The sequence below is a fragment of the Sediminicoccus rosea genome, assembly GCF_033547095.1.
GTDB classification, from domain to species: domain Bacteria; phylum Pseudomonadota; class Alphaproteobacteria; order Acetobacterales; family Acetobacteraceae; genus Roseococcus; species Roseococcus rosea.
Genome location: NZ_CP137852.1, coordinates 1,261,684 through 1,275,462 on the forward strand (window position 1 = coordinate 1,261,684; position 13,779 = coordinate 1,275,462).

The 13,779-nt window shown below is 66.0% G+C and carries 14 protein-coding genes and 1 pseudogene; 12 read left to right on the forward strand and 3 right to left on the reverse strand.

The features are described from left to right. Positions 1 to 10: 10 nt before the first annotated feature. Together R9Z33_RS05980 and R9Z33_RS05985 are read left to right on the forward strand one after the other, a co-directional pair. Positions 11 to 574 (forward strand): hypothetical protein, encoded by a 564-nt coding sequence (locus tag R9Z33_RS05980; protein WP_318650392.1) that lies wholly within the window; start codon positions 11 to 13, stop codon positions 572 to 574. A gap of 104 nt (positions 575 to 678) precedes the next feature. Then, positions 679 to 885, forward strand: coding sequence for a hypothetical protein (locus R9Z33_RS05985; RefSeq protein WP_318650393.1), 207 nt, complete (start codon positions 679 to 681; stop codon positions 883 to 885). Positions 886 to 1,406: 521 nt separating this feature from the next. Here the strand turns inward: R9Z33_RS05985 and R9Z33_RS05990 are convergent. Together R9Z33_RS05990 and R9Z33_RS05995 are read right to left on the reverse strand one after the other, a co-directional pair. Continuing rightward, positions 1,407 to 2,072 (reverse strand): hypothetical protein, encoded by a 666-nt coding sequence (locus R9Z33_RS05990; RefSeq protein ID WP_318650394.1) that lies wholly within the window; start codon positions 2,070 to 2,072, stop codon positions 1,407 to 1,409. 55 nt (positions 2,073 to 2,127) lie between these two features. Beyond that, the gene (locus tag R9Z33_RS05995) at positions 2,128 to 2,604 is read right to left on the reverse strand and encodes a hypothetical protein (protein ID WP_318650396.1); all 477 of its coding nucleotides are present in this window, start codon (positions 2,602 to 2,604) and stop codon (positions 2,128 to 2,130) included. A gap of 387 nt (positions 2,605 to 2,991) precedes the next feature. Here R9Z33_RS05995 and R9Z33_RS06000 point away from each other — a divergent pair, with 387 nt between their 5' ends. From R9Z33_RS06000 to R9Z33_RS06030, 7 genes and pseudogenes are all read left to right on the forward strand, one after another. Next, positions 2,992 to 4,338, forward strand: a complete 1,347-nt coding sequence (locus R9Z33_RS06000) for a tyrosine-type recombinase/integrase (protein WP_318650397.1) — start codon at positions 2,992 to 2,994, stop codon at positions 4,336 to 4,338. A 245-nt stretch (positions 4,339 to 4,583) separates the two neighbouring features. Beyond that, a pseudogene (locus tag R9Z33_RS06005) lies at positions 4,584 to 5,363 on the forward strand (phage/plasmid primase, P4 family); the annotation flags it as partial. A 386-nt stretch (positions 5,364 to 5,749) separates the two neighbouring features. Continuing rightward, a complete protein-coding gene (locus tag R9Z33_RS06010) occupies positions 5,750 to 6,262 on the forward strand; it encodes a terminase small subunit-like protein (protein ID WP_318650398.1) in 513 nt (170 codons plus the stop codon). 843 nt (positions 6,263 to 7,105) lie between these two features. Further along, the gene (locus R9Z33_RS06015) at positions 7,106 to 7,444 is read left to right on the forward strand and encodes a hypothetical protein (protein ID WP_318650399.1); all 339 of its coding nucleotides are present in this window, start codon (positions 7,106 to 7,108) and stop codon (positions 7,442 to 7,444) included. 52 nt (positions 7,445 to 7,496) lie between these two features. After that, positions 7,497 to 8,300: a TIGR04282 family arsenosugar biosynthesis glycosyltransferase gene (locus R9Z33_RS06020; RefSeq protein ID WP_318650400.1), complete on the forward strand. Its 804-nt coding sequence runs from the start codon at positions 7,497 to 7,499 to the stop codon at positions 8,298 to 8,300. Between the two features lie 184 nt (positions 8,301 to 8,484). Next, a complete protein-coding gene (locus tag R9Z33_RS06025) occupies positions 8,485 to 9,195 on the forward strand; it encodes a TVP38/TMEM64 family protein (RefSeq protein WP_318650401.1) in 711 nt (236 codons plus the stop codon). Between the two features lie 11 nt (positions 9,196 to 9,206). After that, positions 9,207 to 10,007 (forward strand): DUF547 domain-containing protein, encoded by an 801-nt coding sequence (locus R9Z33_RS06030; protein ID WP_318650402.1) that lies wholly within the window; start codon positions 9,207 to 9,209, stop codon positions 10,005 to 10,007. Positions 10,008 to 10,018: 11 nt separating this feature from the next. Here R9Z33_RS06030 and R9Z33_RS06035 read toward each other — a convergent pair whose 3' ends face one another. Then, on the reverse strand, positions 10,019 to 10,600 hold the full coding sequence (locus R9Z33_RS06035) for a rhodanese-like domain-containing protein (RefSeq protein ID WP_318650403.1): 582 nt from the start codon (positions 10,598 to 10,600) through the stop codon (positions 10,019 to 10,021). Positions 10,601 to 10,724: 124 nt separating this feature from the next. On the opposite strand from R9Z33_RS06035, the gene R9Z33_RS06040 reads away from it, so the two are divergent. The 3 genes from R9Z33_RS06040 to R9Z33_RS06050 all read left to right on the forward strand — a co-directional run bounded on the left by R9Z33_RS06040 (position 10,725) and on the right by R9Z33_RS06050 (position 13,777). Further along, entirely contained in the window at positions 10,725 to 12,026 is a 1,302-nt protein-coding gene (locus tag R9Z33_RS06040) for a glycosyltransferase 87 family protein (protein ID WP_318650404.1), read from the forward strand. Further along, positions 12,023 to 12,739, forward strand: coding sequence for a glycosyltransferase family 2 protein (locus tag R9Z33_RS06045; protein WP_318650405.1), 717 nt, complete (start codon positions 12,023 to 12,025; stop codon positions 12,737 to 12,739). Before R9Z33_RS06040 ends, R9Z33_RS06045 begins: the two co-directional genes overlap by 4 nt. Before the next feature lie 75 nt (positions 12,740 to 12,814). Further along, positions 12,815 to 13,777, forward strand: a complete 963-nt coding sequence (locus R9Z33_RS06050) for a radical SAM protein (protein ID WP_318650407.1) — start codon at positions 12,815 to 12,817, stop codon at positions 13,775 to 13,777. Positions 13,778 to 13,779 lie beyond the last annotated feature (2 nt).

Consider the following 13,779-nt stretch of genomic DNA (forward strand, 5'->3'; position numbering starts at 1 on the left):
GGAGCACCTTATGAGTGTCTGGCATTGGCTTATATTAATTCTCGTTTTTGCTCCGTTTGCCGGTATCATTTACGTGGCAGTTTCGAGGGCAAAACTAGAAAAGATGCAAGGTTTAGGAATTACGGCCGGACTGAAGGGGTGGCTATTTATATTTGCTGCATCATTGTGGATCGGTGTCTTAAAGGCGTTGGGCGAAATCGCTAAATTTTTAGAAAACAGAGACCCGCAAATATCGGCGCAGTTTCCTTTGCTCGATCACATTGATTTAATGGCTCTGATTGTGCAGTTGTCTTTAATTGGTTTGTGTATTTTTGGTTTGATGAGGGGGAAAATATACTTTAAGAAGTGCTGGGTTGCGTTGGTGGGGTTTGTGGTTGTTTCGCCGTTTCTTACATCGGCTTTGGCTGTTTTGGCGTTAAGCTTAAAGTATGGGGTTTCTGTCGGTTTTGGGGCAGTTCTTGACGAAATTCCGGGTGAAGCCTGGGGCTCGTGGTTTGGCGCCCTGGTGGGGCTGGGGGTGTGGTCCATCTATGTTTTCCGGTCGCGTCGTGTGGCCGTGACTTGCGTCGCGTGATCTGCCGCGAGGCTGAGCGCAGTTAGGGAAATCGAGGCGCTCGATATCGGAGGCGGAGAGGTCCGCGCTTGTGTCCCGGCTTTTGTTCGCTTTATGTTCTCGACATGCCGCAGCCCTACCGCACGCCCCCTTGGCTTACGGCCCAAACTGCTGACGCCATGCGGCGAGCGGCGGCCCTGGCCCTTAGCCGCCGCCTGGATGCGGCCGAGGAAGCCCGCCGGGTGGCGTGGGCGCTGCATCCGGCGCTACCGGCGAAGATGATCGGGGAGGCGGTTCAGGCGGTGCTACAGCACGGCGAGGGCGAGGAGTGACCGCACCGGACCTGACGCCCGCCGAGCCGGATGATCTGGCCGAGACCATCGCCTACGCCCTGAGGTTCAACGACCGGGGCAAGCCTCTGGGCATGCGGACCCGGGATGATCCGGCGGCGGTGGCACGGGGCGTGGTGGCACACTTGGCCCGGTGCGGGTTTGTGGTGCTGAAAAAGCCACCGATGGAGGCACACTCAACCGGGTAGGCCAGCGCGCACGTGGGGGGGTATCTGGCAACCCCTTGTGGACGCATTTGTGGATCGCCTAAAGCGACAACAGAAAAAACAAAATCCAATCAGTGTCTTGTATGGAAATGCTGGCGGGGCGTAGTTCACTGGGAATGAACGGTCTCTGCGATCGCGGGTCGCCGGATGGTCACGCCGCGCGCGCTCTGGGCGAAAATCGTGCGCCAGGCCAGCGCGGCCACGCTCGACGCCATCCGCTGCGGCTGTGGTGCCGCCTCTACCGTGCGCGAATAGCTGCCACCGTCGAGAACCACATCGCCGTACGAGACGCTTGGATTAGTTCACAGGGCTCGAACGCGTGTGCCCGGATACTGGATGACCATCACGAGTATGAGGGCGGACCTGCACGGCGCCACCTGTTGTGTTGCTCTCGCGCTCCGGTCTGCCGCCGCCATCGATCCGACGACGATACGTCCTGAAATGCTCTGCCTCGTCGATCTTGGACCAGTTGTTCGGCGACCAGTTGGCCAACGTCGAGCCCTCCGACCAATATCTCGCCTCACGCCAGTACGGACTGTTCCCACGTCCGGACCCGCCTGTGGTCTCGATGGCACGCTCCATCATAGAGCGGACGCGCATGACAACATCTTCGGTAGAACGCGCCCGAGCACCTATTCCAACCGCGAGAAGGTTGTTGTGACGATCCATCCTGCGCGCCACAGGCATGTTGCTTGGAGCAATAGGTCTGCCGCCGAGAATTGAGCGCAGCATCGCTTCGGTGCTGGCCCACTCATTCCGCTCAGCCATCGCTGCGGCAAGCAGTGGACCCGCGCGGCGTGACAGTTCCGCAACTCCAACGAGATGGCGGTAGGCATCTGCTGGTCCTTGGTCCTGCCCGGGCAGCCGCGACGCCTCGGCTTCGTCGTTAGCAAAGTCGCGCACTTGCGCAGCGATCGCGCGCAGACGCGCAATCCTGCCCAAGCTTGGGCTGGGATCATCCATAGTTTCATCCTTTCAGGGGGTAGGTTGCAATCGCCGGCGCCAGCCGATCTCGGCCTCAGTGTCGCCAAGTACCGCCGTAGGAGGCAGGTCGATGGTTGGTGCAGGCGCTGGCGCGCGGCCCTTCCTCAGCAAAGCGGACCGCCACGTCGCACTGACTTTGCGCGATGAGATCGACGTCGAACTGGAAAACCTTCGTCTCAGCACTGTGACCGACGCGGTAGCGGATTTCGGCTTGTTGGCGGCCTTCACGTGCCGACACCGTCGCCCAGGACATTGTCCCGCGGCTCGATGGGCTAGGGATCGTGTAGCTCCTGTCGGAAGCTTCCTCGCTCAGGCGCGCGTTTTCACCGAGACGAAAAGCGACGATCCGGACCTCATCCGGCCGCTCTCCAACAAAGGAGAAAACCGCGGCCCCATGGTCGGAGAGGGGATCCTCGAAAATCAAAACTAGGATGTCCCAGGCAGGGCGCGCGGCGATGGCCAGGAGCCCGGCGACGCAGAGGCCGATCAGCAATGGCTTCTGCACCTTCAAAAGGCATGGCTCCACGCATAAGAGCTAAGGATATTCCTATTTTGTTCTTCGTGTCAAGACGTTTATGAGATCCATTTTGTGTGCCGCTTGCACATTGTGCTGCGGTCGTCGCGGCTGGGCTTCTACACGCGGTCCCTCGCAGATTTTCGCGCGTAATTGATGGTTTCCTGAGTGACACCGCGAACCGGAGCGAAAAGCAGCGTAGCCGAGCGAAATTCTGCGAACTGGCGGATGAGGTGTCCGCCTGTATGGTGCCCCTGACCGTCCCGGACTGTGCCAAAACTGACGTTTAAGCTGGGCACGATCGAATGGGAGTGTGCCCCTCTGGTTTCCCTTGCCTCCCTCCGTTCCCACGCTAATGTGGGAACCAGTGTGGGAAGCGAAATCATGGCGGACATATCAGCGAAGGCGTTGAAGGCGCGGCTTTCAGCCCTGGCAGAGAACCCACCCGGCAAGGTGGTACGGATCATGGCCGGCGCTGGCCTGCATCTGCTGGTGAAGCCCACCCATGAGGCCGGCGCGGGCGTATGGGTGTTGCGCGTCACGGTGGCCGGCAAGCGCAGGGACATGAGCCTGGGGGCCTTCCCCCTGGTGGGGCTGGCAGATGCCCGCATGGCTGCCGAGGATGCCCGGAGGCTGGCAACCAAGGGGGCGGACCCTATCGCCGCCCGTGCCGAGAAGAAGGCCGCTGCTGCCCCCGCCGTCACCACCACCTTCAAGGCCGCTGCCGAGGCCCTGCACCGCGCCAAGGCCCCGGAGTGGAAGAACCCCAAGCATGGCGCCCAATGGCTCGCCACCTTGAAGGCCCATGTGTTCCCCAAGATCGGGGCGCGGCCTGTCGCCAAGGTGGACACGGATGACGTGCTGCGCGTGCTGCAACCCATCTGGACGAAGACGCCTGAGACTGCCTCGCGCGTGCGGGGCCGTATCGAGGCGGTGCTGAACTACGCCGCCGCGACCGGCAGCCGCCCGCGCGGCCCGAACCCTGCCACATGGCGCGGGCATCTGTCGGAAGCCTTGGGCGCCCCGTCCAGGCTCAAGGCGGTGGTGCGGCGGGAGAAGGGGAAGGGCGAGAACCATCCCTCCCTGCCGTGGCAGGAGATGCCCGCCTTCATGGAGGCGCTGGAAGGCCGGAAGGGCATGGCGGCCCTGGCGCTGCGCTTCTCCATCCTGACCGGCGCCCGCACGGGCGAGGTCCGCGGGATGACGTGGGGCGAGGTGAATGAAGCTGATGCCGTATGGATTGTTCCCGCTGCCCGCATGAAGGCTGGCAAGGTTCATTTCGTGCCGCTCTCCCCTGCCGCGCTGGCGGTGCTGGAGGAGGTGAAGAAGCTGGCGGAGGGGCGGGATAGCCTGGTGTTCCCCGGCCAGCGCAGCGGCAAGGCCCTCTCCGACATGACGCTCTCCATGCTGGTGCGGGGCATGGCAACCGATGGCCTGGCCGAGGGCGAGCTACCCCGCTGGCGCGATCCCGAGGGCCGGGTGGTGGTGCCGCATGGCTTCCGCGCCAGCTTCAAGGCGTGGTCCCTGGCCCAAGGCTGGGGCGACCATCTGAGCGAGAAGGCCCTCGCCCATACCGACAAGGACAAGGTGCGGGCCGCCTATGCGCGCGAGCCGCTGACGGAAGAACGCCGGCCGATGATGGAGGCGTGGGCAGCTTGGCGCGCGAAGTCGGCACCGGCTGTCGTGGCATCGCTGGCCGCCGAGAAGGCGAAGCGGCAGGCTTCGGCCTGAGTGATCCGCGCCCGGCGGTTCCGGGCAACGAGGGCGGCCGGAGGAGTGGTTGTGACACCCTTCCGGCCTGACCCCACAACGGGAGAGGTATTCCCATGAGTGAGGCTGATAGAACGATGCCCATGCGAGCGATGGCCGGCAATTGCGCTGACACAGCCTGGAGGACGAGCGCATGAACCACGTGGATCAGGTGGCGGCCGCGAACTGCGGCGGGCCTGGGAGCGCGCTGACCGGGCGGCAACGGAAAGAGCGTCTTCCTGAACACCCTCGCCGGCATCCTGGCTGACTACATCGCATCGGCAGCGATGGACACCTTCACCAGTTCGCCCAACGACAAGCATCCTACTGACCTCGCCATGCTGCGCGGCGCGCGTTTGGTGACAGCGACCGAGACCGAGGAGGGCCGGACATGGGCTGAAGCCCGCATCAAGCAGATGACCGGTGGCGACCCCATCTCAGCTCGCTTCATGCGCCAGGATTTCTTCACCTACACGCCTCAGTTCAAGCTCACCATTGCAGGCAACCACAAGCCTGCCCTCCGGAATGTGGACGATGCTGCGAGGCGGCGGTTCAATATCGTGCCGTTTCTCCACAAACCTGAGACGCCCGACCGTCACCTTGAGCAAAAGCTAAAGGCCGAATGGCCCGGCATCTTGCGATGGATGATCGAGGGTTGCCTCGATTGGCAGGAGAACGGCCTCGTTCGCCCGGCAATCGTGACCGGCGCGACTGAGGAATACTTCGAGGCCCAGGACGTCATTGGGCGCTGGCTGGCTGAGCGCTGCATCCTAGCGTCACATCTGGAGATAAAGCCGGGCGTGCTGCTTGCGGATTGCCGCACCTGGGCCGCGGAGAGCGGCGAGGCCCCGCCCACCCCGCAGCAATTCCGCAGCGCGTTGGAGAAGGTGAAGGGCGTCCGATACGCCACAGTGAAGGGCGTGCAGTGGATTAAGGGCATCGGCCGCCAGGCCCAGCCGGACGCCCGGGGGGAGAGGGTGGAGGAGGGTGGAAGTGAGGAACGTTAATCTCCCACGTGCGCGCGTGCGTTGAAACGGGTCAGTCCTCCACCCTCCTCCACCCTGGCCAGCCGGCCGCTCGCCTATGAGGGGCGGCTGAACGCCCACTGGCGCTGCCGGCGCCGCCTGAGCGCGACCGCACCTGCCTCACCGGATGGCGCGGGAAGCCCCCTGGCGGGCGTTGTGGGCAATCCTGACGCTTTTGGTAGACGGCCTGTCGTGAAACCATATACCGAGGAGGGTGCGTCCCCAGCCTTCCAAGCAGGACCGTTGAGGATGGCGCCCGGCACTCTCGCGGTCCTGATACCGTGGATTGCCGCTACGCTGCCGTGTTAAACGAGCGTCTCACGGCCGCGCATGAGTGCGATCCAGTCCGATCAACGCGGAGGGACCTCATGACAAAGCGAAAAACTGATAGCCCGACCAAGGGGCAGGCGAAGCAGCGTGGAGCGCCCGCGCGCCGCCCGATTGGCCGCCCTCCGATCAAGCCATCACCTGATGATCCCCAGGCCATCGATCGGCTGTGCCAGCTTCTCATTGGCGGGATGAGCATGAGCGAGGCCTGTGCACAGGATGATTGCCCCGCCCGCACGGCGGTCTATGCGAAGATGGCCGTGGACGGGGATTTTCGGAACGCTATCGCGCGTGCGCGCGAGGCGCAGCAGCATGCGATGATTGATGAGACAATCGAATTGGCCGATGCCGCCACGCCGGAGAACTGGCAGGTGGTGAAGCTCCGCATCTGGGCGCGGCAATGGCGAGCTGCGAAGCTGGCGCCGAGGACCTATGGAGAGAAGGTTGAGGTCGCCGGGAGCGCAGAGAACCCGTTGACCCTGCTGATCCAGGAAGTGCAGGGGCGCGCCTTCAAGCCCGTGCAAATCGTGGATGGGGAGGCGGAGGAAACGTGATGGAGGCGGGCGCGGCGCATCGGACTGATCGCCAGGCAGATGCCGCGGCGTATCCACTGCCTCCCCCATGCCAATGATGGCTAAGTAGTCCGGCGCGGGACGGGCCGACTTCACAACACGGCAACGTCAACCGCACCGTGCTCGCATTTTTCCGCCTCGCATCCATTCGTCTCATGATGCGAAGACTATGCAAGCATTAAAAATGTTCGCGGACAGACACTCAGGCGTTGCGCTATCTAGAAACACGGAGCAAGGCGGCCGGTAATCGCCGCAGGAGATACGCATCCCTGCAACCCTCCCCAAGTCTCGCATTCGGCAGATAAGCGGGGCTCTCAAAGCTAGGAAGTGCCAAAGGACGCCCCAGGCATCCGCCCCGATCCCCCCCGCTTGGAAGGCGGGCGATGAGGGCGGCGCCGAGGGCGCGAGTGTCAAGCTGGATGAAGTGCCCACCGAAATCAAGGTAGCTCTCCGGCTGGGGCTCGATCGAGACAGCCAACGAGGAGCCCCGCTGACACCCGAGGGCGAAGCGATCTTGCGCGAAATCCTGAAGCGCATCGCAGGTCCGGAGCCGTGCTGGAGGCCGGCCGCACGGGCGCCGAGAATGGCATTGCCGCCCGGCAACACGATGCTGCACGAGCCCGTCCATCCCCCACCCATCCTGCGCCTAATTGGCGCGCGGGAATGGGCGGTGCTGGAGCTTCCCCTCACACGGCAAATGTGCTGGCATGAATGATGCCCCTCCGTCGAAAGACCCTCACCGTTCTAGCCTCGGCAGCAATCGCGTTGGTTGCTGGCAGCGCGGGCGCAATGGAATTCACTTCGGCCCCTCTCGCGAGTGACACGATGGCGATCCGGGCGCAGGGGAACATCGTACGGGGAGACGCAGAGCGCCTGCGGCGTGCGATCCGCGCGCATCCGGGACAGGAGGTTGTGCTTCACATCTCCAGCGAGGGCGGTTTGCTGGGCGAAGCCTCCGATATGGCGAGCATGATTGCTCGATATCGCATCCCCGTCTTTCTTCCACACAATGCCATCTGCGCTTCCGCCTGCTTTCTTCTCCTGGCGGCCTCGCCGGACCGGATGATGAGCGAGACGGCGCGGGTGGGCGGCGTCGGCGCCGCAGTCAACGGCGCCAATACCCGTCCTGAAGCTCGGCGCCAGGATCTGATGCATCCGAGGTAACCTCCTCGGTCTCGTGAACGTATGGCCGGTTCAACAATGTGAGTGAGGAGCGATGGGTCCGGGGGCTGCGATTTCGATTGTCTGCAAGACGCCGGGCGTCGGCGGGGGCAAATCGCGCCTTCGGCCTCTGCTCGGGGCGGAAATGGTCGCACGACTGTCCGGCTGTTTCATTCGTGACGTTGCTGCTGCGCTGGAAGCCGTGCCCAGCCCTCTCGGCCGGCAACTTTACGCGCTCTACAGTCCAGCCGGGTCGGACGTATTGCTGCGGGCGCTGCTGCCACCGCCCTGGACGCTGGTGTTGAGCCACGCGCAGAGCGTCGGCGCAGTTCTGGACATGAGCATGGCGGCCTTTCTTGGCGACGGTCACGACTGCGCCATTATGGTAAACGGCGACAGCCCGACCCTGCCGACGGATTTCATCGTCGAGGCCATCGCTGCACTCCGTGCGCCCGGTGACCGGGTCGTTCTCGGTCCCGCTCTCGACGGTGGCTACTACCTGGTCGGGCTGAAGCGGCCCCATCCGCGACTTTTCGAGGACATCGCCTGGAGCACGCCGGATGTGCTCGCGTGCACGGTCGAACGCGCGCGGGAACTCGGCCTGCCCGTCATGCTGTTGCCGCGTTGGTATGATGTCGACGAGCCTCAAGACGTCCTTCGATTGCAGAGGGAATTCGCCGGGCAAGCGCCATGCCTCAATTCGGGGATGACGGGCGGCCCGGCGCCGCACACGCGCGCTCTGCTGGCCGAGTGGGCCGGCGGTGAGAGGTCTGCCTTTTCGGGAGGTCTCGAGACGAAATGCTTGGCTCCGCCTGTAACCCCCACGAGTTGCCCGCCGATCTGTGGCGCGAACCAGTGAGGCTCAACCCCGATGGATGCGATGCTGCCAGCCCCCGGCGTTCCGGCGCGCTGCCCTCGACCTCCGCCTGATCGGCGTGGGCTTTGGTGGCATCTCGGTCGCGGCCGGCACTTCCGTTGTCCCGATCAAGACGCACCGGTTGGTCGGCCTTATCCAGCGCCTGTTGCGCTGAGGAGAGCACGTCATGATCTTTCCCCTTTTGCTGCGCGACCGCCGGGTCTGGATCAGCCTCGGTATGGTCGGACTGCTCGTCGCTCTACGCGCGACGGGGCTTTCGGAGCACCTTTCCCTTGCCACGCTGGCAGCACACCGTGAGGCGCTGAACGCCTTCGTCGCGGCGAACCTGGTGCTGGCCGCGCTCGGCTATGTCGGGGTCTATGTCGTGGCCGTCGCCTTCTCGGTGCCTGGCGCCGTGTTCCTCACCCTGTCGGGCGGGCTGCTGTTCGGTACGCTCGGTGGAACGGCACTGACGGTGGTGGGTGCGACGGTCGGCGCGACGCTGATCTTCCTGCTCGCGCAGCGCCTGTTCGGCGCGGATGCGCTGGACCGGCTGGGACCGAAGGCGCGCACGCTGGGCGATGGCATCCGGCGCAACGCCGCGTCATATCTGCTGGTGCTACGCTTGGTCCCGCTATTCCCCTTCTTCCTGGTCAACCTTGTCCCGGCTTTCGTCGGCGTGCGGCTGACGACCTACATCGTCACCACCGCGCTCGGCATCCTGCCAGGGACGATGGTGTTCAGCCTCGCGGGCGCCGGGCTCGGCGATGTGCTGGCGATGGGGGGCGACTTCGATCCGCGCGCGGTGCTGACGCCGCAGATCCTGGGTGCGCTGCTGGGCCTCGCGGCCCTTTCACTGGCCGCTATCCCGATCAAGGCGCGGTTCGCGCGCAACTGATGGAGCCGAACATGACACCTCGCCGAACATTCCTGGCACTCCCCCTCGTCGCGCTGCTGCCGCGCGCCTCGCATGCGCAGGCTGATGCCGATGATGTGCTGGACGCACTGCTGGCCCGCCATGTCGTCCCGCATGCGGATGGCGTGATGCGCGTTCGCTACGCCGCCTGGAAGGCCTCCGCCGCCGACATGGGCGCGCTGCATGGCTGGATCGCCTTAGCCGCGACGCGCCGCCCAGCGGCGATGCCGCGCAACGAAGCCTTCGCCTTTTGGTCCAATCTATACAATGCGCTGACCCTGAAGGTCGTGTTGGACCGCTACCCGGTGCGTTCCATTCGCGACATCCGATCAACCGGCGTTCCCTTCGACCCGCGCCAGTTCATCGGGCCGTGGCGCACGCGCCTCGTGACCATCGAGGGCCGGCGGATGTCGCTAGATGACATCGAGCACGAGACCATGCGCCCGACCTTTCGCGACCCGCGCGTGCACTACGCCGTCAACTGCGCTTCGATCGGCTGCCCGAACATCTGGCCACGTGCCTGGCGAGCGGCGACGCTGCGGGCGGAGCTGGACGCGGCCGCGGCCGCCTTCGTCAACCATCCCCGCGGTGCTACGGTGCTGCCGGACGGACGGCTGCGCGTCAACTCCATCTACCACTGGTTCAAGGAGGATTTCGGGGGCAATGATGCGGGCGTGCTCACCCACCTGCGCCTGTACGCTGCGCCGGCGCTCGCGGCGCAACTCGCTGCCGTCGCCACCGTTGCCGACCATGTCTATGACTGGACGCTGAACGACGTCGCGCCTAGCGGATGAGGCTTCATCGCTCAGCTGCCTGTGAGCCTCTGCAGCAGCAGCCCCCAGGCGGCGTTGAACTGGTGCACGCCCTCTGCGCCGGCCGCGAGTTCGAGGGGACGGTGCTCCGCGTGCCAGCGGAAGATGCCACCGCGAAGGTTCAGCAGCGCCGCCGCAGGCGCCTCTGCCGCTGCCTGCCTGATACCCTTCAGCATCAGGCCGGAACGCCAGCCAACGGCGCAGTAAAGCACCACGGTGGTGCCGGCCATCCGCGTGCCGAGCTCCGCCAGGACCGCGCCGGCCGGGGCGTCGGGCGGGACGCGCAGCGCGCCAGGGATCCGGCTCTGCGCGTATTCGGCTGGCTCGCGCACGTCGAGCAGCAGGATGCGTTCACCCGTCCCGATCCGCCGGGCGAGCTCCGCGGAGGTGATCTCCGGCACCGGGAGCAGTCGGGCTACGGCCGCTTCGACATCGCGCATCGTCGTGCGCGGGTTGGCGGGGTCGGGCAGGCCGCGCGGCCAGGACAATGCCAAGGCCGTGCCGCCCGTGACGGCCAGCGCCCCGGCGCCGGCAAACAGAAGGCTCCGTCGTGTGGGTCGAGAGAAAGGCGCCATGGCGTTGGGTCCTTCGGTTGGGTCTGGGCCTGGTATACCCCAGCGATGATTCGTCGCAGGCCGCACCTGGGTTACACAGATGGGGCATAGCGCCGCCCCGCGCGAGGGTCAGCGCCTGCTGGCGATGGCTGCTGTGCTCGCAGGCGCCCATGCCGGCATGATCGCCCTGGCTCCCGCGCTGGTTGAGCAGGATAGCCCGGGCGCGCCGCAGATCGCGGCCTTTGTCGGCCTCGCGCTGCTTGGCGGCGCGGCCTGGTTCGCGGCGATCGGCCCGCTGGAGCGGCTGCCGCCGGCTCGGGTGGCGGTCGGCGCCATATTCATCCTTGGCGCCGCCATGCGCCTGGGTTGGCTTGCAACCCCGCTGGTCCTCGACACCGACGCGCTGCGCTATCTATGGGACGGGGCGCTGGTGGCGCATGGCATCTGGCCATGGGGCGCGCCGCCAGGCGCAGGGCTCCCCCCCGGGCTTGGCGAGGCCGGATCGGCACTGCATGCCATCCTGCCCTTTGCGGCGCTGCGGACCATCTACCCAGGCACCGCCCAGCTCGCTTTCCTACTCGCGCATTGGGTTGCGCCGTGGGAGCTCCTGGGTCTGCGGGTCATCATGCTCGCGGCGGAACTGGCGACGCTCGGGCTGCTCGCGGCGATGCTGCGGCGGTCGGGCCAACCCGTGATGCGCGTGGCGGTGTGGTGGCTTTGCCCGCTGCTGCCTCTGGTGCTGACGAACGCCGCGCATGTGGACGCGCTCCTGCAGCCACTCCTGCTCGGCGTTCTGCTGGCGACGCTGAGTGGGCGCGGCTGGTTGGCCGGCGCCTTGCTCGGCCTGGCGGCTGGCGTGAAGGTCTGGCCGCTGCTGCTTGCGCCGCTCATCGCGCGCTGGCTGCCACCTGGGGCGAGGGTAGCGGCGGCGGTTGCCTTCGTCACGGTCGCCGCGGCCACGCTCCTGCCACTGGCAACGACCTTGGCGGCGCCAGATGCCGGCCTCAGCGCCTTCGCCGTCAAATGGGTCGTCAACAATGCCCCGGTGTCTTGGATCGTGGCTCTGCTCGGGCGGGATGCCGGCCAGGTCCTGCGGCCGCTTCTTGCCCTGGCCGCGGGCGCGGTGGCACTGGCGGTGGCGTTCCGCCCGCCGGGCGGCCCAGTGGAACTGGTCCGCGCCGCACTCGTCGTGTCGGCGGCAACCTTCTACCTCTCGCCGGCACAATACCCCTGGTATGCGGTGTGGTTCCTGCCCTTCGCAGCGATGCTCGGGTGTCGGGCGCTGCTGCTGCCGGCGGTCCTGCTGCCGCTGTACTACCTGTTCTTCGCCTTGCTGTCTGAGCCCGGCCACCGGGCCTTCTTTGCCAACGGGATCGCCGCCGTGCACGTGCTTGGAGTTCTTGTCATGTTAATCTGGTCAAGACGGCGCAGGGAGTTCCGACCATGACCGCGCCGGCGGGATTGCGGGTCGGTGTGATCATCCCGACCCGCAACGAGGCACTGGCACTGCCGAGCGTCCTGCCGGCGATCCCGCCTTGGGTCGCCGAGGTGATCGTGGTGGACAATGCCAGCAACGACGGTACGCCCGAAATTGCTCGCCGCTACGGGGCGCGCGTCGTCTCGGAGCCACGCCGCGGCTATGGCCGCGCCTGCCTCGCCGGCATTGCTGCTCTTTCGCCTGACGTGGATACGGTGATCTTCATGGATGGTGACGCCTCCGATCGGCCGGAGGACATGTTGCGGCTCCTCGCCCCGATCGCGGCGGGGGAAGCGGAACTGGTCATCGGCGCGCGCACGCTCGGCGTCGAGACCGGTGCGCTGACGCCCCAGCAGCGCTTCGGCAATGCACTGGCGTGCCTGCTGATCCGCCTGGTCTGGGGCGTGCGCTACACCGATCTCGGCCCGTTCCGCGTGATCCGCCGGGAGGCGCTGGCGCGGCTTGCCATGCGCGACGAGACCTGGGGCTGGACGGTGGAAATGCAGGTCCGGGCGGCCCGTCTCGGCCTGCGCGTGCAGGAACTGCCCGTAGGCTATCGGCGTCGCATCGGGATATCGAAGATCTCCGGGACACTGTCGGGCACCATCCGGGCGGGGTGGAAGATTATTTGGGTGATCGGGGCGGAAGCGCTTGATGGCCTGCGAGCCCGGCGCCGATCGTGATTGGGCGGGTAACCTCGCCGTTGCCTCCGGCGTAATGGCAGCCTGACCATCCGATCTGCCAGGAGGAACGCTGCCTTGTCCGTCCGCATCATCGTGCCGCATGCGCCGAGCCCCGCGAAGTTTCAGGATCCGGTCCGGACGGCCAAGGGGCAGCCACGCGCGCAGGTGGCGCCGCAGGGTCTCCAGACCCTGTGGATCAATACCGGCACGCTGTGCAACATCACCTGCGCCGGCTGTTACATCGAGAGCAGTCCGCGCAACGACGCGCTGGCCTACATCTCGCCCGCCGAAGTGGCTGGTTTTCTCGACGAGGCGACCTTTCGCGGTGAGCCGCTGGAGGAGGTCGGCTTCACCGGCGGCGAGCCCTTCATGAATCCTGGACTGCTGGCGATGCTGGCGGATGTCCTCGCCAGGCCGGGCCTCTCCGCCTTGGTGCTGACCAACGCGATGCAGCCGATGCGGCGATACGCCGACGGGCTGATGAAATTGCAGGCCCGCTTCGGATCAGCCCGGCTGGTGCTGCGCGTCAGCCTCGATCACCACGATGCCGCCATCCACGATCTGGAGCGCGGCGAGGGCAGCTTCGCGAAGGCGTTGGATGGATTGGTCTGGCTCGCCCGGCAGGGCTTCACGGTGCATGTCGCCGGTCGGCTCGGCTTCGGCCGCGAGGGCGAGGCGGCGATGCGCGCCGGCTACGCCGCGCTCTTCGCGGAACACAGCATCGCGGTGGAGGCACAGGACCCGGTTGCGCTGATGCTCTTCCCCGAAATGGACGAAGGCGCCGAGGTGCCGGAGATCAGTGAGGCCTGCTGGGGCATCCTGGGCAAGGCGCCAGGCAGCGTGATGTGCGCCTCCTCCCGCATGGTGGTGAAGCGCAGGGGCGCGGCGCGGCCTGCCGTCATCGCCTGTACGCTGCTGCCCTACGACACGCGCTTCGAACTCGGCGCGACGCTCGCCGAAGCCGCGCGCCCGGTCGCGCTCAACCATCCGCATTGCGCGCGCTTCTGCGTGCTCGGTGGCGCCGCGTGCTCGCGATAAGG

What these genes read in the sequence shown, in the direction of transcription:
- R9Z33_RS05980 (WP_318650392.1), top strand. Translation starts at nt 11, where the DNA reads ATGAGTGTCTGGCATTGGCTTATATTAATTCTCGTTTTTGCTCCGTTT.
- R9Z33_RS05985 (WP_318650393.1), top strand. Translation starts at nt 679, where the DNA reads ATGCCGCAGCCCTACCGCACGCCCCCTTGGCTTACGGCCCAAACTGCT.
- R9Z33_RS05990 (WP_318650394.1), bottom strand. Translation starts at nt 2,072, where the DNA reads ATGGATGATCCCAGCCCAAGCTTGGGCAGGATTGCGCGTCTGCGCGCG.
- R9Z33_RS06000 (WP_318650397.1), top strand. Translation starts at nt 2,992, where the DNA reads ATGGCGGACATATCAGCGAAGGCGTTGAAGGCGCGGCTTTCAGCCCTG.
- R9Z33_RS06010 (WP_318650398.1), top strand. Translation starts at nt 5,750, where the DNA reads ATGACAAAGCGAAAAACTGATAGCCCGACCAAGGGGCAGGCGAAGCAG.
- R9Z33_RS06015 (WP_318650399.1), top strand. Translation starts at nt 7,106, where the DNA reads ATGGCGATCCGGGCGCAGGGGAACATCGTACGGGGAGACGCAGAGCGC.
- R9Z33_RS06020 (WP_318650400.1), top strand. Translation starts at nt 7,497, where the DNA reads ATGGGTCCGGGGGCTGCGATTTCGATTGTCTGCAAGACGCCGGGCGTC.
- R9Z33_RS06025 (WP_318650401.1), top strand. Translation starts at nt 8,485, where the DNA reads ATGATCTTTCCCCTTTTGCTGCGCGACCGCCGGGTCTGGATCAGCCTC.
- R9Z33_RS06030 (WP_318650402.1), top strand. Translation starts at nt 9,207, where the DNA reads ATGACACCTCGCCGAACATTCCTGGCACTCCCCCTCGTCGCGCTGCTG.
- R9Z33_RS06035 (WP_318650403.1), bottom strand. Translation starts at nt 10,600, where the DNA reads ATGGCGCCTTTCTCTCGACCCACACGACGGAGCCTTCTGTTTGCCGGC.
- R9Z33_RS06040 (WP_318650404.1), top strand. Translation starts at nt 10,725, where the DNA reads ATGGCTGCTGTGCTCGCAGGCGCCCATGCCGGCATGATCGCCCTGGCT.
- R9Z33_RS06045 (WP_318650405.1), top strand. Translation starts at nt 12,023, where the DNA reads ATGACCGCGCCGGCGGGATTGCGGGTCGGTGTGATCATCCCGACCCGC.